Origin of the sequence: Synechococcus sp. CC9605, assembly GCF_000012625.1 — a bacterium.
Classification (GTDB): Bacteria; Cyanobacteriota; Cyanobacteriia; order PCC-6307; family Cyanobiaceae; genus Parasynechococcus.
Genome location: NC_007516.1, coordinates 1,161,333 through 1,179,968, shown reverse-complemented (window position 1 = coordinate 1,179,968; position 18,636 = coordinate 1,161,333). Strand labels below are relative to the sequence as shown.

The 18,636-nt window shown below is 58.8% G+C and carries 19 protein-coding genes; 3 read left to right on the top strand and 16 right to left on the bottom strand.

The annotated features are described in order from the left end of the window. Positions 1–3: 3 nt before the first annotated feature. The 6 genes from SYNCC9605_RS06305 to glpX form a co-directional block, all read right to left on the bottom strand. The gene (locus SYNCC9605_RS06305; protein WP_011364232.1) at positions 4–564 is read right to left on the bottom strand and encodes a CIA30 family protein; all 561 of its coding nucleotides are present in this window, start codon (positions 562–564) and stop codon (positions 4–6) included. Continuing rightward, complete coding sequence (pgl, locus tag SYNCC9605_RS06300; RefSeq protein WP_011364231.1) at positions 545–1,258, bottom strand: 6-phosphogluconolactonase; 714 nt, start codon at positions 1,256–1,258, stop codon at positions 545–547. The genes SYNCC9605_RS06305 and pgl overlap by 20 nt, the downstream gene beginning before the upstream one ends. An 11-nt stretch (positions 1,259–1,269) precedes the next feature. Next, positions 1,270–2,688 carry an NADP-dependent phosphogluconate dehydrogenase gene (gene gndA / locus SYNCC9605_RS06295; protein WP_011364230.1) on the bottom strand — a complete coding sequence of 473 codons (1,419 nt, stop codon included), beginning with the start codon at positions 2,686–2,688 and terminating at the stop codon, positions 1,270–1,272. Between the two features lie 135 nt (positions 2,689–2,823). After that, positions 2,824–4,119, bottom strand: coding sequence for a glucose-1-phosphate adenylyltransferase (locus tag SYNCC9605_RS06290; RefSeq protein WP_011364229.1), 1,296 nt, complete (start codon positions 4,117–4,119; stop codon positions 2,824–2,826). A 121-nt stretch (positions 4,120–4,240) separates the two neighbouring features. Then, positions 4,241–5,539, bottom strand: a complete 1,299-nt coding sequence (locus tag SYNCC9605_RS06285) for a glutamyl-tRNA reductase (RefSeq protein WP_011364228.1) — start codon at positions 5,537–5,539, stop codon at positions 4,241–4,243. Between the two features lie 31 nt (positions 5,540–5,570). Next, positions 5,571–6,575, bottom strand: a complete 1,005-nt coding sequence (glpX, locus tag SYNCC9605_RS06280) for a class II fructose-bisphosphatase (RefSeq protein ID WP_011364227.1) — start codon at positions 6,573–6,575, stop codon at positions 5,571–5,573. Between the two features lie 150 nt (positions 6,576–6,725). Between glpX and rpe the strand changes: the two genes are divergently transcribed. Both rpe and SYNCC9605_RS15435 read left to right on the top strand, forming a co-directional pair. Then, positions 6,726–7,409, top strand: a complete 684-nt coding sequence (rpe, locus tag SYNCC9605_RS06275) for a ribulose-phosphate 3-epimerase (RefSeq protein ID WP_011364226.1) — start codon at positions 6,726–6,728, stop codon at positions 7,407–7,409. Positions 7,410–7,562: 153 nt separating this feature from the next. Next, a complete protein-coding gene (locus tag SYNCC9605_RS15435) occupies positions 7,563–7,691 on the top strand; it encodes a hypothetical protein (RefSeq protein ID WP_257929968.1) in 129 nt (42 codons plus the stop codon). A 403-nt stretch (positions 7,692–8,094) separates the two neighbouring features. Here SYNCC9605_RS15435 and SYNCC9605_RS14645 read toward each other — a convergent pair whose 3' ends face one another. Together SYNCC9605_RS14645 and SYNCC9605_RS14640 are read right to left on the bottom strand one after the other, a co-directional pair. Then, positions 8,095–8,265, bottom strand: a complete 171-nt coding sequence (locus SYNCC9605_RS14645) for a hypothetical protein (protein ID WP_156783031.1) — start codon at positions 8,263–8,265, stop codon at positions 8,095–8,097. A gap of 142 nt (positions 8,266–8,407) precedes the next feature. Further along, positions 8,408–8,605 (bottom strand): septal ring lytic transglycosylase RlpA family protein, encoded by a 198-nt coding sequence (locus SYNCC9605_RS14640; protein ID WP_049749450.1) that lies wholly within the window; start codon positions 8,603–8,605, stop codon positions 8,408–8,410. Positions 8,606–9,186: 581 nt separating this feature from the next. On the opposite strand from SYNCC9605_RS14640, the gene SYNCC9605_RS13855 reads away from it, so the two are divergent. Continuing rightward, on the top strand, positions 9,187–9,690 hold the full coding sequence (locus SYNCC9605_RS13855) for a glycine zipper 2TM domain-containing protein (RefSeq protein WP_198002489.1): 504 nt from the start codon (positions 9,187–9,189) through the stop codon (positions 9,688–9,690). Between the two features lie 29 nt (positions 9,691–9,719). On the opposite strand, the gene ccsB is transcribed toward SYNCC9605_RS13855, so the two are convergent. The 8 genes from ccsB to SYNCC9605_RS06220 are packed head-to-tail and all read right to left on the bottom strand — an operon-like array spanning position 9,720 to position 18,548. Continuing rightward, positions 9,720–10,634 carry a c-type cytochrome biogenesis protein CcsB gene (ccsB, locus tag SYNCC9605_RS06255; RefSeq protein WP_011364222.1) on the bottom strand — a complete coding sequence of 305 codons (915 nt, stop codon included), beginning with the start codon at positions 10,632–10,634 and terminating at the stop codon, positions 9,720–9,722. Between the two features lie 38 nt (positions 10,635–10,672). Continuing rightward, positions 10,673–11,833: an LptF/LptG family permease gene (locus SYNCC9605_RS06250; RefSeq protein WP_011364221.1), complete on the bottom strand. Its 1,161-nt coding sequence runs from the start codon at positions 11,831–11,833 to the stop codon at positions 10,673–10,675. Beyond that, the gene (gene lptB, locus SYNCC9605_RS06245) at positions 11,833–12,561 is read right to left on the bottom strand and encodes an LPS export ABC transporter ATP-binding protein (RefSeq protein WP_011364220.1); all 729 of its coding nucleotides are present in this window, start codon (positions 12,559–12,561) and stop codon (positions 11,833–11,835) included. The genes SYNCC9605_RS06250 and lptB overlap by 1 nt, the downstream gene beginning before the upstream one ends. Then, positions 12,558–12,995, bottom strand: a complete 438-nt coding sequence (locus SYNCC9605_RS06240; RefSeq protein ID WP_011364219.1) for an LptA/OstA family protein — start codon at positions 12,993–12,995, stop codon at positions 12,558–12,560. Before SYNCC9605_RS06240 ends, lptB begins: the two co-directional genes overlap by 4 nt. Positions 12,996–13,045: 50 nt before the next feature. After that, positions 13,046–13,402, bottom strand: coding sequence for a DUF309 domain-containing protein (locus SYNCC9605_RS06235; protein ID WP_011364218.1), 357 nt, complete (start codon positions 13,400–13,402; stop codon positions 13,046–13,048). Then, positions 13,402–15,210 (bottom strand): translational GTPase TypA, encoded by a 1,809-nt coding sequence (gene typA / locus SYNCC9605_RS06230; RefSeq protein ID WP_011364217.1) that lies wholly within the window; start codon positions 15,208–15,210, stop codon positions 13,402–13,404. Before typA ends, SYNCC9605_RS06235 begins: the two co-directional genes overlap by 1 nt. A gap of 57 nt (positions 15,211–15,267) precedes the next feature. Continuing rightward, a complete protein-coding gene (locus tag SYNCC9605_RS06225; RefSeq protein WP_011364216.1) occupies positions 15,268–17,799 on the bottom strand; it encodes a U32 family peptidase in 2,532 nt (843 codons plus the stop codon). Further along, positions 17,796–18,548: a M15 family metallopeptidase gene (locus SYNCC9605_RS06220; RefSeq protein WP_011364215.1), complete on the bottom strand. Its 753-nt coding sequence runs from the start codon at positions 18,546–18,548 to the stop codon at positions 17,796–17,798. Before SYNCC9605_RS06220 ends, SYNCC9605_RS06225 begins: the two co-directional genes overlap by 4 nt. Between the last annotated feature and the right edge of the window lie 88 nt (positions 18,549–18,636).

Here is an 18,636-nt window from a genome sequence, read left to right as displayed (position 1 = left end):
GACTCAAGGCAAGGCGCGAATTGAGCGGATCACCACCCGGATGGAGCCAGCGCGAAACCCCGGATTGAGATCTCCAGCATCGCCGAATTTCGAGTGCAGCACTTGAATGCGGGTGATGCCACTAGAAATGAAGCGCAGCGGTAAGCCAACGGGCTTGGCACGCACCGTGGGTCTGAGGTCGGCGAATGGCACCACAACAGGGGTCACGCCAGACGGTTGAGTCGGAACATCCACCACCCAGCGGAGACCACCGGGAATCAGTTCGGTGAGTCCCATGGCTCCATCCCGGCAACCAAGGGCAATCTTCAGGGTGCGTCCCTCGCCCTCCACATCCAGCTGAAGCGCCGAATAAGGGGACAGATCGAGCGGAGGCTGCAGGCGCGGGGAACGGCAGCTCACAAAGCCACCGCCGGTCTCCACCAGCTCGCCCTCCAGCACGAGTCCGTCGGGGGTTACGCGACAACCAGCACGGGATCGGCCGCCCATGATTGTGTCGTTCAGGCTGGCCCAGTCAGCAAAGTCGCTGCCATGGAAAAGAATCTGCTCAGAGACCGGCGGCTGCATCCTGATCGGCAAGGACCAGCACATCACTAGCAGGTTGAACCAGCCGAGCGGGGGTGCGATCAGAGGATTCAGAGGGATCCACCAGTCGCCTGAGGGCCTCCTGTTTTCCAGCCCCACTGACGAGGAAGATCACCTGACGGGCGGCACTGAGCACAGGAGCCGTCAAGGTGATGCGATCCAACCCCTTGCCGCGACCAATGGTCGTCCAGCGATCCAGCACCGCTGGAGCCTCAGTGCCGGGGAAAAGGGACGCGGTGTGGCCGTCATCCCCCAGGCCCAGCAGCATCACATCGAACACCGGTGGTGCACCTGGGCACAGCTGAGAGAGCTGGTCAGCAAAGGCCTGGGCACTGGCCTCAGGACTCTCCAGTTCCAGGGTGGGCATAGGATGAAAAGCGGCTGAAGCTCCTGGCCCGGGTGCGAGCAGGGTGCGGCGCAGCATGCCGGCGTTGCTGGACGCATCGTCGGCAGCCACCCAGCGCTCGTCACCCAGGACGACATCAACCCGATCCCAGGGCAGCCGTTCCTGACCGAGCAGGGAGTAAGCGCTGGCGGGCGTGCTCCCCCCGGAGAGAGCGATCTGGCAACGATCCCGATGATCCAAGGCCAGATCAATTTGGGCGGCAACAGTTTCACAGGCCTGGCGGGCGAGGTCCTGAGCATCCTTCGCCCGCTCGATGCGGTAGTTGGTCATCGCTCAATCACTCAGCTGAGCCATTCGGTATGGAACGTGCCCTCTTTGTCGACCCTTTGGTAGGTGTGGGAGCCGAAGCAATCGCGCATCGCCTGAACCAGGTTCTGAGGAAGGCGACCGGAGCGGTAGCTGTTGACGTAGTCGAGGGTGCTGCTGAAGCAGGGAACGGGAATGCCGGCTTCGGCGGCACCCGCCACCACTTGAGCCAGTCCGGGCAGACGTCGGTTGATCTGCTCAGCGAACCAAGGATCCACCATCAGGTTGGGCAGTTGGGGATCAGCATCGAAAGCATCCTGAATCCGCTTCAGCAGACGGGCCCGAATGATGCAGCCCCCCTTCCAGATCTGAGCGATGGACGGCATGTGGAGCTCATAATCGAGATCCTGCGAGGCGATGCGTAGAAGCTCCATTCCCTGGGCATAACTGGCGATGCAGCTCAGCACCGTGGCATCCATCAACGGAGCCATGGCGTCGTCAGGCGTTCCCAGGTCAAAGTCCTTGATCGCAGGACCCTTAAGGATCGATTCAGCCGCCATGCGCTGGGGCTTCATCGAGCTCATCACCCGTGCATTAAGGGAGGCATAGATGGTGGGCACGGAGGCACCCATCTGCAGCGCCGTCACCACGGTCCAGAGTCCCGTGCCCTTCTGGCCAGCCTGATCGGTGATTTTTTCCACCAGATCCGTGCCATCAACGGGATCCTTGGTGCGAAGACACACCTCGGTGATTTCCACCAGATACGACGACAACTCTTCTGTGGCGTTCCATTGACCGAGAACGTCGGCCATCTGCACACCGCTCATTCCCTTGACCCGCTTCATCAGGTCGTAGCCCTCGGCAAGGATCTGCTCGATGCCGTATTCGATCCCGTTGTGGACGGTTTTTACCAGGTGCCCTGATCCGCCTGGCCCGATGTAGGTGACGCAAGGGCCGTCTTCGACCTGGGCCGCCATCTTGTTCACGAGGCCCTCGATGGCCTCGTAGGAAGTCTTAGTTCCGCCGGGCATCATGCTCGGACCCTCCAGGGCACCTTTGGCGCCACCGGACACACCCATACCGATGAAGCCAAAACTCTTGCTTTCGAGTTGCTTTACCCGACGTTCAGTGTCGTGATAGTCGGAGTTGCCTCCATCAATCAGCAGATCGCCTTCCTCGAGATAGGGAGAGAGCTGATCAACAACGGCATCGACGGCGGGCCCCGCCTTCACCATCATCAAAATCCGGCGGGGGCGTTCAAGCTTGCCGACGAAATCCTCGAGGTCGGTTGCGCCCTGGATGTTCTTGTCCTTGCCGCGCCCCTGGAGGAAGTCTTCGGTTTTGGCGTAGGTGCGGTTGTAGACAACGCTGGAAAAACCGTTGCGCTCCGCATTCAGGACGAGGTTCTCGCCCATCACGCCAAGACCAATAAGGCCGAAGTGAGACTTGGACATGGCCTAAGGACCACTGACGACTGATCTCAGTGTGTTGATTTCGGCTGGTCTCGACCGCAAATCAACCAATAAATGTCAGGAATGAGCCATCGGCTCAGAAAGACGTCAACTCATTCCTGAGAGCGTTTCCTGTCCTCAGATCACCGTTCCATCGGCGATGGTGGCGTTTTTCTGAACCACCACAATGCCGTTGCGGATGTAGAAGCCCTGATCCGAACGGTCGGCTTCTTCCACGTTGTCCTTGTTGATGATCGAGACACCCGAACCAATGCGGGTGTTCTTATCGAGGATGGCACGTTTCACCGTGGTGCCCTTGCCAACGCCAAGAGGAATGCCTCCACGCTCCTTCAAGACGGCACGTTCGTCGGGTGATTCAAAGAAGTCGGCTCCCATCACCAGAGTGTCTTGAAGCACGCAGTCACTTTCAATGCGGCTGCGCACACCCAGGACACAGTGGTGGATGCTGCAGGACTTCAAGATCGAGCCTTCACCAACAATCGAATTGGTGATCTGGGCGTCGACCAGCTTGCTGGGGGGCAAATAGCGAGGACGCGTGTAGATGGGGAACTTCTCGTCGTAGAAGCTGAAAGGGGGCGTGGGTTGTTGGGTCAGCGCAAGGTTGGCTTCATAGAACGCACCGATGGTGCCGATGTCTTCCCAGTAGTCGTCGAAGACGTAGCTCTGAAGCTTGTCGCCCCTGGCGAGAGCCTCGGGAATGATTTCCTTACCGAAATCCTTGTGGCCAGGATGCTTGTCGAGCAGATCAAACAAGGTCTGACGGCTGAACACATAGATACCCATCGAAGCGAGATAGGGCCGCTCCTTGGCTGACTCAACACTCAAGCCGAAGCGAGAGGTGTCGACAGACATCTCCAGCAGCGAATCTCCCTTGGGCTTCTCACGGAACTCCTTGATCGAGCCGTTTTCATCGGTCCGCATCAAACCGAAAGCCTCTGCCTGCTTGGGATCAACGGGAAGGGCCGCAACTGTGAGATCAGCGCCTGAGCGGCGGTGGTGCCCAATGAAGAGGCTGTAATCCATCCGGTACAGCTGGTCGCCGGAGAGGATCAAATATTCATCAACGTCCCATTCCTGGAACAACCACTGGTATTTGCGTACAGCGTCTGCGGTGCCCTCAAACCATGTGGGACTGTCGGGGGTCTGCTGAGCTGCAAGCACCTCAACAAAACCTCCACCGAAGGAATTGCTGAGGTTGTAGGTCTGACTGAGGTGGCGGTTCAGTGATGCACTGTTGAACTGCGTCATCACGTACATCTTGTTGATGTCGGAGTTGATGCAGTTGCTAATCGGAATATCAATCAGTCGATATTTGCCTGCCAGGGGAACGGCCGGTTTGGCGCGCATTTTTGTGAGCGGATACAGGCGAGTGCCTGCACCGCCGCCCAGAATGATGGCCAAGACGCGCTTCATGCCGCTGTCCCAAATCGGCGTTGCCGCAAGAACTTACCGGAGTTTTTGGCTTCGAAACCGTCTTTGGGAAGAATCAGTCGAGATTACTGGGATTCAGATCGCGACTGAATCGCTCAAAAACTCAAGATGCTTCCAAATCGAACAGTCTTTCGACAATTCGAAGAGCCTGTTGGCGATCCTGACGGGTCTGAGGAGCCCGCAGCTGGGTCACCGGCGTGTGGAGAATTTTGTTGATGATGCCCTTGCTTAGAGCCTCAACAACCTTGCGTTCCCGGGCTGAGAAGTCAGGGCCCATTCGGCTGAGGGCTTTCTGGAGTTCCTCCGTACGGATCGACTCCATCGAGGACCGCAGCTGGTTGATGGTCGGCACGGCCTCAAGGCTGTCCCACCACTCGAGGAACTGCTGCGCTTCCTGCTGAAGCAACTGCTCTGCCTCCCGAGCCATGGCCTGACGGGCTTCCTGGTTACGGGCAACGACCTCTTGAAGGTCGTCAACATCGTGGGATTCAACGCCGTTCACGTCGGCAGCATCGGCAGCGATGTTGCGCGGCACACCGATGTCGATCAGGCGCAGCTTGCTGCGACGGTTCAGAGGAGCCAGACGTGCGGCATCAATGATCGGATCATCAGCGGCGGTGCTGGTGAACATCAGCGAGCAGGTGCTCAGGTACTGATCCAGATCCGTGAGCGGCCTGCATTGAACAGGAAGATCGGGGAAATCGGCCGAGAGCTGCTCGGCCCGCTCAACAGTGCGGTTCAGCAGAACAACACCGGAGGCACCCTTGGCCTGCAAGTGCTGAAGCAACAGACGGCTCATGCGCCCGGCACCGACAACAGCGATCTGCTCGCTTTCCAGGGTGACCAGATGATCCAGTCCCCGGGATTGGCCGAGCTTGAGCTGAGCAAGCTCAACGGCAGCAGAGCTGATCGACACAGCCCCTGTTCCGAGGTTGGTTTCGCTGCGGACGCGTTTGCCGGTGGTAACAGCCTGGGTGAGCAATCGATTCAGGATCGGTCCCAGAGATTTGTGCTCCTGACCTAGCCGCATCATTTTCTTCACCTGGGACAGAATCTGTCCCTCCCCCAGCACAAGGCTGTCGAGACCAGCTGCCACCCGCATGAGGTGATCGACAGCGTCTTCATGGTGGTAACTGAACAGGTGAGGCGTCAGCTCGCCCGTTTCAAGACCGGAGTGGCTGCTGAGAAAGTCGCTGACAGCAGACACGCCGAGGTCCGGATTGCGGACCAGGGTGTAAATCTCAAGCCGGTTGCAGGTGCTGAGGATTGATGCCTCGAGCACCTGCTCATTACCGCGGAGCGATTGAAGGGAAGTCTCCATGGTCTGCTCAGGAATACTGAGCCGTTCCCGGATCTCCACCGGTGCCGTGCGATGACTGAGGCCGACGACGGAGATATGCATGAAGACGTTCCTCTCAACCAATGGGTGACGATCAGCTCAGAGCAATGCTCTGGGCGTCTTCTTTGATGTGCACGGTGTTGGTGAAGCGGCAGGTGTTATCCAGATTGCTGATCACCAGGCTGCTTGTGCGGGTGCAGTCCTTTTCGAACTTAACGCCATTGAAGAGCAGACCATCCGTGATGCCGCTGCCAGCGAAACAAACATGCTCGCCGCAGGCCAGCTCCTCGGCTTCGTAGACCTTGTCGGGGTCAGCAATGCCCATCTCAGCGAGACGCGCAAGGTTGCCCTCTTTGGTCATGTCAGCCCATTCGGAGGTCTGAGCAATCGCGGGGTCGTACACCAGTTGGCCCTGGAAGTGGCCACCAAGAGCGCGCATGGCAGCGGCTGAAATCACACCCTCAGGGGCAGCGCCGATGCCCATCAGGCAGTGGGTTCCGGTGCCAGCGAAACCGCAGGCGATGGCGGCCTGAACGTCTCCATCAGAGATGGGCTGGATGCGAGCGCCGGTGCCACGTATCTCAGCGATCAGGTCCTTGTGACGGGCGCGATCCATCACAACGATGTTCAGCTCGTCGACGGGGAGACCCAGGCACTCGCTAAGGATCTTGATGTTTTCAGTGGCTGATTTGCGGATGTCCACCTTCCCCTTGGCTGCTGGAGGAGCAGCCAACTTCTTCATGTAGAAGTCGGGGGCATTGAACAGACCGCCCCGATCGGAAGCGGCGAGAACAGCCATGGAGCCGCGCTGGTTGAAGGCGCAGAGGTTGGTGCCTTCGCAGGGGTCGACAGCAAAATCAACACCAGGGCCAGTGCCGGTGCCGACCTCTTCTCCGATGTAGAGCATCGGGGCTTCATCACGTTCCCCCTCGCCGATCACGATGCGGCCTTGCATCTGGATCTGATTCATGCGCTTGCGCATGGCATCAACGGCCAATGCGTCGGCTTCATCCTTCAGGCCTTTGCCGGAGAGCGAGGCGGAAGCGATGGCGGCCTGCTCGACGATCTCGAGAATTTCCTGAATGAGGGTCTGATCCACGGGACTCCGGATGAGGTGGGACGGGTTGGCGAGATCTTCTGGACGGGCAGTTGGCCGTCGCCGCAGTGGATCTCGACTTCTGAGCGCGGCTCACTGTATCAGTGGTTGCAGGAGTCCCTAAAATCACCCGGCACTTCGCGCTCCTCATCCATGAGCACCAAGCCCCTGGTGATCTCGCCGTCGATCCTGTCGGCTGACTTCGCACGCCTCGGCGAAGAAGTGAAAGCCGTGGACGAAGCCGGTGCGGATTGGATCCATGTGGATGTGATGGACGGCCGCTTTGTTCCGAACATCACCATTGGACCGCTGATTGTTGAGGCGCTGCGTCCGGTGACCCAGAAGCCCCTGGACGTTCATCTGATGATCGTTGAGCCGGAGAAGTACGTCCCTGACTTCGCCAAAGCCGGTGCCGACATCATTTCTGTGCAGGTTGAGGCCTGCCCGCACCTGCACCGGAACCTGGCTCAGATCAAAGACCTGGGCAAAAAAGCCGGTGCTGTCCTGAATCCCTCAACTCCACTCGACACCCTCGAGTACTGCCTCGAGCTCTGCGATCTGGTGCTGATCATGAGCGTCAACCCCGGTTTCGGCGGCCAAAGCTTCATCGAAAACCAGGTTCAGAAAATCCGTGACCTGCGCCGCATGTGCGATGAGAAGGGTCTCGATCCCTGGATCGAAGTGGATGGCGGCATCAAAGCCGGTAATGCCTGGAAGGTGATCGAAGCAGGTGCCAACGCGATTGTGTCTGGCTCCGGCGTATTCAACCAACCCGATTACGCCGAAGCGATCAAAGGCATCCGCAACAGCAGCAGCAAGGAAGCCGTTCTTGCCTGATCAGCAGGCCATCAACTGAGCACCCCAAGCCCGGCAGCCCATGCCGGGCTTTTTTGTGATCACTTCAACAAAGAACCAAGCGCTTGAACAGTTTCATCATCTCCAAAGAATTGGAGGCCACAGTGACACCAACTAGCCTCCGATAATCAATGGATGAACGATGACGTCAAATTGGTTGCTGCATTTCTGGCGCTTAATGCCAGTGTGATCGCATTTGCTTTTGCCGGTTATCTCAAAGGGAGCATGAATATCGGTGCTGTTCTTCAACATTTGGCTCAATAGTTCTGTTAACTTTGAGGATCGAGCTTGCTCCGCTTTTCCTCCCTGCCGCTGAGTTGAAATACGGATGATCCGAGCATCTTCTCTGAGCGATGCTGGGACTGTCGAAGTCGGAGGCGTCCCATGCGTGACGACAGTCCAACTGAGCAAGATCTAGAAGCTGCCTGACTGGCCTGACAAGCCATACAGCCAGACGCTTCGTTCAGCTTCAAAGAACGCCAACAAGGTTCAGGCCATCCCTGTGCAGGGGTGGCCTTCCTTTTTGCCCGATCGTCTGATGCATGTCCTGAGAGGACAACCACCGCAGGAATACCATTACGCCAATCAGTGACGTGGATCACAAAACAAGATTGACGATCATGAAATTATTTACTAACGCGATGGACCACAGGTCACGACGCGAGATTCACCCATATCCGAAAAAACGGCATGAGCAGACGAGGAATTCATCCACTTCTTCGAGGTCTTGACCGACCTCAACCGGTCGCTCCGACCAGACGTGCAGTCCTGCTGTCTGGTCTGGAATCGGCGCAGCGGAAGCGTTATCTCCGCTCACAAGCAGAAGAGTCCGAAACATCAACGTCAGTGCTCAGCGAGCACTCGTCTCAATAGGGCTTCAACATTTCAAGACAGGGTGCGAAGCGACACCAAAACCAGAAGGTCTCTTCCCTCGTGGATCGGTGTGGCCAATGGGTTCAATCGAGAACCTCGACGCTTACTTAGGCTTCATCGTCTTCATCGATCCCCAATTGATCTTCAGCTCCATGGGCAAGATCGATGATTGTGTCCTCCTTGAAGGGTTTTCGATCGTTGATCACCACAATCACACTTTCATTGGTGTCTTCGCGCGTCACTTTCACCTTCGTCCCAAGAGGCAACTGGCCGTGGGCAGCCGTCAGGGTGTTCCTCCGAAGGATCTCACCACTGGCGGTTTTGTTTCCGTAGAAACCAGGCCCATACCAAGTGGCCCGACCAACAACAGGCTTCTCCGTTGCAGGTTAAACATCGTGGTTGGGCTGGGTGTTCTCGACCTTGTTGCGGGAACAGCCTGTAACGACCAGCAGCACAAGCCCGACGACAGGGGACACCAACGAAAAAGTGATTCTCATCGGAGTTGTGAAGAGTGTGGGGGGAGAGTCCATGTGGACCTCGATCCCCCCTGAGTGGTGGGGAGAGTCCGTAAGGCCTCGATCCCCTTGTGGCGGCCGCTTTCGCTGCCAGACCCACATCTCCACCATGCAGTTCATCCACAGCTGCAGGCATGCAGCTCAAGAATCTCTTCCACTGGTGGTGTACTGGCTTTACAAACTGAGCCGGCGCGCAACATCCCTGAAATGGGGGATATGAGCGTAAGGATTAATCCCTCATCTGGGGGATTAATCAAAGTGAAAAAACTCACTACAATGAATACAACAAAAAACAATAAGTTGACGTCCAGATGCATCCTGTCATAGATCCAACTGAAGTTGTCAGACTCTTTCTCGTTCGGGAATGCAGAATGAATCAACAAACCAACTTCTCCGTCATGAAGAATATTTTTTCTGGACTCATTACAGGAGTCGTTTTGACGACAGTTGTGAATCAACCATCCATAGCCAACAACACTTACTCAAGGGCGAAGACTTGCTATCAGAATCAATACGTTGAGACCTACCATCCCGGAACCCGGGACAAGCCTGGGTACGTCAGCAGTCGAGAGGAGAGGGTCGAACGCCCTTGTCCAAAGACCCTGCATTTCCATGGGGGCAAAAGCCATAAGCACCAGCAGGGGCACCGCGCCCACAACCATCCAAATCATTCACCAACAACGTCAAGCGGAAAAACCGTCGTCGAGGCCCCTGCTGCTGGGGACAACAATTCCTGTTTGGAGGGAAGTCTCGCCGGTGGTGTTCTTGGTGGAGCCTTGGGAGGCGCGCTCGCCAAAAAGGACAACTGGATCTGGTCAATTCCCGCTGGAGCCGTTGGCGGTGCCCTGGTCGGATGTCAGATCGATGGTGGTTGAGCCCTAATCGAGAAGACGCAGGCAGTTGGTCAGAAAAACCAGCCGTAACTGTGCAAGCCAATGCCCAGCAGATTCACGCCGATGTAGCAAACAGCGATCACCACAAGACCCACCACTGCAACAAGAGCTGGGCGTCGACCCTGCCAACCGCGGCTGAGGCGGGTGTGCAGATAAGCGGCGTAGACCAGCCAGCAGATCAAGGCCCAGGTTTCCTTGGGATCCCAGCTCCAATAGCTGCCCCAGGCTTCATTCGCCCAAACAGCACCACTCACGATGCCCACCGTGAGCATCAGGAACCCAACCGTGATCGTGCGGTAACTGAGGCTGTCGAGTTGTTCATTGGTGCTCAGCTGAACCGATTGCAGCTGAACAGAACCACCATTCGCGATCGAAGCCGCCTGACGAAATCCACCACTGCCAATGGAACTGCTCCTGAGTTCCAGGGATTGGTCGCGATCCGTGACCAAGACCGCCAAGGAGAGCAGAGATCCCACAAGCAAGGCGGCATAGCTCACCATGATCACGCTCACATGCATCACCAACCAGCTGGAGCGCAGGGCAGGAACCAGAGGAGCCGCTGACTGCAATTGATCGGGCAAGGCGAAGCTGGCGAAGGCAATGCAACCCAGGCCCATGGGGGTGGCTGCTGCCGCAACGATGGGAGACGGCCAGGCCCGTTCCACCAGCAGCTGGGTGAGGGTGCAAGCCCAGGCAAGGAAGCAAAGGGATTCGTAGAGGTTGCTGATCGGGAAGTGGCCCGATTGCCACCAGCGCAAAATCAGCTGAGCTGTGAACAGAAGGTTGGCGACGGCCACCAGAAGCCGAACCAAGCCAGCGCGGGACTGGCTGGACACCGCCCAGAAAGCCAGAGGCATGGCCAGCAGCAGCAACACGAAGCCTGCAAATCCAAGACTGGTGACCAGCTCAAAAGGCGTGTTCAACACACCGTTTCCCAAAGACACTGCGATTCTGCCTCGGCCAATCAGCGACTGGCCTGTTTCAGCAATAGACCACCCGCCCCGAGAAACAACATCACAGGCAGCCAGGCCGCCAGGATCGGTGGAAGAGTTCCCTTCACCCCAAGGGAACTGAAGCTGAAACCGATCACGTAATAAACAGCGATGATCCCGAGGGTGAGCACGAACGAGAAGCTTCGGCTGCTTCGGTAACTGGGCTGAGCGCCAAGGGTGGCTCCAAACAAGCCAAACACCAGACAAGCCATGGGAACCGTGAACTTCTCCTGGATCCGCACACGAATCTTGCGGGCCTCCTTGATGCTGCCGGCCTCTTCATACAGCCTCTGGGCCTGCAAAGCTTCAGCAACAGTCATGTTGACGGCATCCTTCTCAATTCCTGCCAGGCGCACCGGTCCTGAACCAAGGGGATAGACGTAACGATCGAAATCAGCCTTGGTTGAGCTGCCGTTGGCGGCCAGGGTCAGAATCTGGCCATCAAGAAAGTCCCAGCTGGCCTGGTCCTCATTCCAGATCGCCCGATCCGCACGCAGCATCTGGGTGAAGCCGGATCGGGTGAAATCCAGAACCGTCACATCCGCCATTTCACCGTCCTGAAACTTTCTCGAATAGAAGAGTTGATTCAGTCCCTTGCCGTCTTCTTCGCCGTCGGAATCGAAGCGAGTCCCGAAACGGGGATAAATGATGTCGCGTCCTGTCTCACTGGCGAGGGAACGCCCCAATGAACGCTTGAGGGTGACCTCTGCATAGCGTTGGCTACGAGGGACCACCACGTCGTTGAGGACGAAGGTGAAGAGCGTCATCACCATGGAGAGGGCGAGGGCCGCGCTGATCATCCGCACTGTGGTGATCCCAAGGCTTCGCAGGGCAGTGAGTTCACTGTTCGCCGAAAGGCGGGTGAACACGAACAACGACGCCATCAACGTTCCGATCGGAACAGAGAAGGCCAACCAACGGGGAATGCTGAACAACAGAACCTGAACCGCAATCGTGATCGGCAGGTTCTTATCGACCATCTGCCGCACCAGTTCAAACATCACGCCACCGGTGAGCAGCAGAAGAGTGAACAGAGCAATGAAGAACAGCAGCGGACCCAGAAGCTCCTTGAGCAACCAACGATCCAAGAGATCCAGCCGCATCCAGGTGGCCCGTTTGAGACGGTCCACCATCACAGTTGGAATCCTTCCCCGAGGTAATAACGACGCACCTGTGGATCAGCCGCCACCTCCTCGGACCGTCCTGCAGCCAACACCGCACCATCGTTGAGGATGTAAGCCCGATCAGTGGTGGCCAGGGTTTCCCGCACGTTGTGATCGGTAATCAGAATCCCCATGCCCCGAGACCGCAACCCCTCGATCAGCAACTGCAGGTCCGCCACCGCGAGGGGGTCAACACCGGCGAAGGGTTCATCCAAAAGGAGATACGTCGGTCCGTTGGCACCCGATGCCAGCGCCCGGGCCACTTCGCAACGGCGACGTTCCCCCCCGGAAAGTTGGAAGCCAAGCCGGTTGATGAACACGGTGAGGTGAAAGTCTTCAATCAGCTGCTGGCGCCGCTCCCGTCGCTGTTCGGAACTGAGATCGGTCTGTTCAAGGGCGATATCCAGGTTTTCACGCACCGTGAGATTGCGAAAAACACTAGCTTCCTGGGGCAGATAACCCACCCCAAGCCGTGCTCGCTCCGGCATGGGGAGGTCGGTGACACGCTCACCGTTCACGGTCACATCACCCTGATCAGGGGAGAGCAGACCGATCACCAGATTGAAGGTGGTGGTTTTTCCAGCTCCGTTGGGCCCCAGCAGGCCGACCACCTCACCGGGGGAAAGCTTCAGATCCAAGCCCTTCAGCAACTGGCGGCCCCCAAGGGTGATGGAGACATTCGACAGTTCCAGGGTCATCGAGTCACCGTGGTTGTCTCGGTCTGAACGTCGAGCACGGGTTGGCCGGGAGTGAGCGACCACTGACTGAACACCTGCTGGCCAGGAACGGGGCTGGCGATCGCGCGACCTTCCTCCAGCAGATAAGTAAAGCGATCAGCGCGGAGCTGGTTGCCATTGGCCTGAATCACATCCACATCACCACTCAGCACAATCCGGTCTTCCTCCGTGAAGTACTGGGCCTGTCTGCTTGTGGCCACCAAGCCACGACCGGCATGCACCAGGCGAACATTGCCGCTGGCAGTGATCACACCCGTGCCGTTGTCGGCCGATTGCAGATCGGACTCAATCGTGATGACGCCTGCGTCAGCCATTTGCTGAGCCTGGGCCGACACCAGGGGCCAAAAGATGGCAAGAAGGGGGAGAGCTAAACAAAAGCCCCCGATACGGAGCATCGCTTTAACCGCCACGCAACTCGCTCAAGTTTGTCGAGATTACCGGCGCTTCAGCGCTTGGACTCAAGAACAGGGACAGTGCATGACTCGGGATCCCCATCCTGATGAAGCGCCTCGAGCCGCTGTTGCGCAGCACGGCACAGAGACGCGAGGTCCAGGCCCAGATCTGGGGTTCCAGGACGTTTAAGACGACCCAGAGCTTCACCAAAAAGAATCGTGGCCCCCCGCCGGTTGCCCCGTTGCAAATGCAACTGCGCTACGGCCACCTGCAGGATTCCCTGCAGGCTGCGCCGATCCGGATCAGCTGTTTCATGCCAGAGCTCCTCAAACAGATCATGAGCTGCGTACCAATCACCTGCATTGAAGAGCTCCACTCCCTGTTGAAAGCGGGGGTCCGCCTGAGGCATCAGCGCTTGGACTTGGCCGGCTTCTTGCCGGGAAGTTTGCGCAGACGGATCGACTCGGGCGTGACTTCGAGCATCTCGTCGGGGCCGATGTATTCCAATGCGCGCTCCAGCGTCATCTGAACCGGTGCTTGCAGCGTGTCCAGTTCCTCAGCGCCAGCTGAACGCATGTTGGTGAGCTGCTTGGTCTTGCAGACGTTGATTTCAAGGTCTTGCGGCCGGTTGTATTCCCCGATGATCATTCCCTTGTACACCTTCGTGCCCGGGCTGATGAAGAACTGGCCGCGATCCTCGGCGTTCTTGAGGGCATAGTACGTGGCCGTTCCCTCTTCGAAGGCGATCAGCACACCGTTCCGGCGGGTGTCGAATTCACCCATCATCGGCCGGTACTCATAGAAGGAATGGCTCATGATTCCTTCGCCGCGGGTGGCCCGGATGAATTCACCGCGGAAACCGATCAGACCGCGGGAGGGAACGATGAACTCCAGCTGGGTGCGGCCATCAGCGCTGGTTTCCATGTTCTGCATCTCGCCCTTGCGGGTGCCCAGTTTTTCGATGCAGCTGCCCACGGCAGGTTCAGGCACATCCATCACCAGAGTTTCCACCGGCTCACAAGGGGTGCCATCGATGGTGCGGTAGATCACCTGCGGTTGGGACACCTGGAACTCATAACCCTCACGGCGCATGGTCTCGATCAGGATGCCGAGGTGCAGCTCACCGCGACCACTCACCGCAAAACGGTCTGGTGAATCGGTGTCTTCCACACGCAAGGCCACGTTGGTGAGCAACTCACGCTGAAGGCGGTCACGCACCTGACGGCTCGTGACGAACTTGCCTTCCTTGCCAGCGAAGGGTGAATCGTTGACGACGAAGGTCATCTGGAGGGTGGGCTCATCCACCTTGATCAGCGGCAGAGCGGTGGGCTCATCCGGGCAGGCGATGGTTTCACCGATGTTGACGTCGTCAAAACCAGCAACGGCCACCAGATCACCGGCGGAAGCCTCTTCGATCTCAACGCGCTGCAGACCTTCGAAGCCAAGAAGTTTGCTGATGCGACCCTTCTTAATGCTGCCGTCGTCCTTGATCAGTGCAGCGTTCTGACCATGTTTGATTTTTCCGTTGTGAACGCGACCAATGATGATCCGACCCAGGAAGTCGGAATAATCAAGGGTGGTGATTTGCAGCTGAAGGGGCTTTTCCGGATCACCAACCGGGGGCGGAACGTGGCGCAGGATTGCATCGAACAGCGGACGCATGTTGTCGCTGTCGGTCTTCATGTCGGGCTTGGCGAACCCTCCCAGACCGCTGCCGAACAGGTAGGGGAAATCGCACTGATCATCGTCAGCGCCGAGTTCGATGAACAGATCGAGCACCTTGTCGACGGCGGTCTCGGGATCCACCCGGGCACGGTCGATCTTGTTGACGAACACGATCGGACGCAGACCCTGCTCAAGGGCTTTCTTCAACACAAAGCGGGTTTGGGGCATCGGCCCCTCGTTGGCATCAACGATCAGCAGGCAACCGTCGACCATGCCCAGCACCCGCTCCACTTCACCACCGAAATCGGCGTGCCCAGGCGTGTCAACGATGTTGATCCGGGTGTCGTTGTAGGTGACAGCCGTGTTCTTGGACAGGATCGTGATGCCCCGCTCACGCTCCAGGTCGTTGGAGTCCATCACACAGGTGGGGACGGCCTCGTTGTCGCGGAAAATTCCTGACTGCGCCAACAGCGAATCGACCAGAGTCGTCTTGCCGTGGTCAACGTGGGCGATGATCGCGATGTTGCGGATCGCCTTGCTGTTGGCGCTCATGCGGGCTGACCGTAAGTATTTGTGAAGAACGCCAAAGGCGCAGTGCGACAGGTTATCTCAACGTGAGAATCGACTGGTGCGCTCCGGACCCTTGCTGCGCAGACTGCCGCGGGTGACGCCCAGCTGGTGGTGGATCTGCTCTTGGGACCAGACCTCCTGGGTGGCCATCCGGCCCGCCAAAGCCTCGGCGTACAAGCTGACGCGCCGGCGCGTTGCAGCGGCATCCTCATCAAGAAGTTCAAGCCGAACCCGGCGCACACCCGCCCGCAACAAAGACGGAAGCGCCTCCACGCCCGATTGCGCCGTGCCATTGAAAAGGGTGTTGCGACACCCCAGATCAGCCCGCAGGGGATGTTCAACGCCACTGCGATCTCGCAGGGTGACGTGGTGCTTCTCACAGGGACGACCGCAATCGGTGTGGTCCTTGCCGTTTGAGAGGAACGCACAGAACAGGCAATGCTCCATGTGGAACAACGGCATGTGCTGATGAAGGGTGACCTCCAGTAGCGCCGGATCAACGGCGACGGCCAGACCCAGCAGTTGCTGAAGGTTCAGGTCGTAACTGGCCGTGAGTCGCTGCAGCTTCCAGTGGTCGCGATACCAGTGGAGGCTCAGGGGGTTGGCGGTGTTGAGGGAAAAGTCACCAATGCAAGGGGCCAGAGGAGTCAGCACCTCCAGCTGATCGGCATTTCGCACCAGGAAACCGTCGGGGCGAGCACGAATCAGTGGCTCAAGCGTCCAGCGTTCATCAGGCCGTGTGATCCGTGCCCCGGCCAACCAAACACCCTCCGGCCAGCAGCCTCGACCGATCGCCACCGCTTCCCGCAGCTCCCGCGGCTGTTCGAGATCCGCCACCACCGAGCGAATCGGCAGGTCCGTGCCGGAGAGATCGACCAAGGCCTGCAGCTGCTCCAGGCTGCGCACCAGCACCACCAGGCCTGGCTTGGTCTCGCTGAGGGGAGCGACAACTGGTGGGCACATCTGAGCCAGCAGCTCTGTCGGGTCTGCCGTTTTGGTGTCTCCAGGGACAGGACCTGAATCACTGTTCCCATCCAACGAGGCCTCCAACCGCTCCAGCAGCACCCTGCGCATGCGGTTTAATTCCGCCACCGGCAGAAAGAGATCGCCCTCCAGCTGGACCTCAAGACGCTGGAGCAACCAGCCGGTTCCCCCCAGGCGTCCAAGTTGCTGCTCTAGGCGATCCAGATCCAAGGGGCGCTGCGAAGCGCTCTGCAGCGGCATGGAGCTGCTGACCTGCAGATCCAGCCCCGGGGGCGCCAGCAGGTGCAACTCCAGCGGTGCATCGAGCCGACCGGACACCCGCAGCGAAAGATCCCGAGACCGGGCCTCCACCGTGCGGCGGGCAGCACGCTGCCAACGGGACTGCCAGTCAGGGTCACTGGTGAGCCAGACCGAGGTGCCAGGTCTCAAGCCTGAGCTATCCACTCGCTCGGGCCCAAGGCGCAGCTTCCAGCGCTCGTCGCCCAGCCGCTCACACACCATGATCCGGCCACCGATCTCCCGAGGCGGCTGCAGGGGGTCGGACGACAGCTGTTCCAGCACAAGGCCCTGACCAGGTTGCAGCTGGTCCCGGCTGCGCAGATGCAACCAACCACCCCGTTCCACCCGCAGCAACTGCCCCACTAGGGGGCCCCGTTTCTTGCTCCAGCGGCCATGCACCAGACGGCGATGGTTCACCCCTTCCAGCCAACCGGTGGACAGGCCTCGGGAAAATGCCAGCTCAAGTTGGCGATGCACCTGCGGCGCCGCAGCGGAGGTCTGATCCAGGCGCTGCCGATAGGCGTCGGTGACGGCAGCCACGTAGGCAGCATCCTTCAGGCGGCCTTCGATCTTGAGGCTGGCCACGCCGATGCGCTGCAACTCCGGCAGCAGCTCCCAGGCCGCCAGATCCTGGGGCGAGAGGAGGTATCGCTGGTCATCAAGCAGGTGAGGTTGACCATCCACCACCAGTTCGTAGGGCAGGCGACAGGCCTGGGCACACTCACCTCGATTGGCACTGCGCTGCCCAAGCGATTCACTAGTCAGGCATTGACCGGAATAGGCAACGCAAAGGGCGCCGTGCACGAACACCTCCAACGGCATCGCAAGGTTCCGCTGGACCAGTTGTGTCTGCAGGCGCTCAAGATCACGCAAAGCCAGCTCCCGGGCGAGCACCACCCGCTGACAACCGAGTGCAGCAGCCTGGGCGATGCCCGCTGCACTGGTGATCGACATCTGGGTTGAGCCGTGCACACAGAGATTCGGCACCAGCCGCTGGGCCAGGCGACAGAGACCCACGTCCTGGACGATCACCGCATCAGCGCCGGCTCGATCTGCAGCGATCAGCAACTGAGCTGCTGCCTCCAATTCATCGCTGAACACCAACACGTTGAAGGTGAGGAATCCCTTCACCCCCCGCTGATGCAGCCATTGCATCACCTCGGAAAGGTCTTGCAGTCGGAAGTTTTCAGCCCGCTGGCGGGCGTTGAAGGCATCAACACCGAAATAGACCGCATCAGCACCGGAGGCAGCAGCCGCCTTCATCGCAGCCCAGTCGCCGGCGGGCGATAGCAGTTCGGGGACGTTCAAGGGTCGCGCCTGGAGAACCGACTGGCCGGCTCGAACAAACGCAGTGCGTCCGCATTGCCCTGGTAGCGCCAATGCCAGGGTTCGTACATCACACCCTGTTTGTTGCCTTCGGGAAAGGACAACACGAAGTGATACCGGGCCGCATGGTCCTGCAACCAGCGAAAGGCTGCGGTGTCTTGAAAGCTCTGGGAGAGGTTGGTCTCAGGAAAACGGCCATCGCCGAGATCCACGGCATAACCGGTGCTGTGCTCGGAGTAGCCGGGTGGAGCCGAAACCTGAGCTCGTTCTTCGGCGGTTTGGTTCCGTTCGGAGGCCACGTCAAAAAAGATCGATTCCTGGAGGGCCAGGGAACGAAATCCGCTGAGCAGACGCAGATCAACCCCGTCAGCCGAGGCGTATCGCATCATCGTGTCGAGGGCATCGGCGGCCTCCACATTCAGCTCAATCCCTGGCTCAAAGACGATGAGTTGATCGGCATCCGCTTCGTCATAGGGGAAGTGACCCAGGAGACGGCCGTCGGCGTCGGGACGTTCTCGAAAGCCTGAAATCTCGAGGCTCTGCGTGGGCTGGCGCTGTGACAGCAGGGTGGGAACCAGCATCACCACTGCAAGGCTTCCGGCACAGACAAGAACAAGCCCGAACAGCAGACCAGCCGCGCTATTTCCCTTGCGTTGTCGCGGCTGTCGTGTTCGACGGGCGACCGGAATGTCCTCCCGCTCGGTGCGTCGCGCAGAGGAGGCCCGAACCAAGACGCTGATGCGTGTTGTTTCGATCGTAAAGGCAACAGACAGGTCGACCCACAATGGTTGTTGTGACAGTGATAGCTTCAAAAAACAA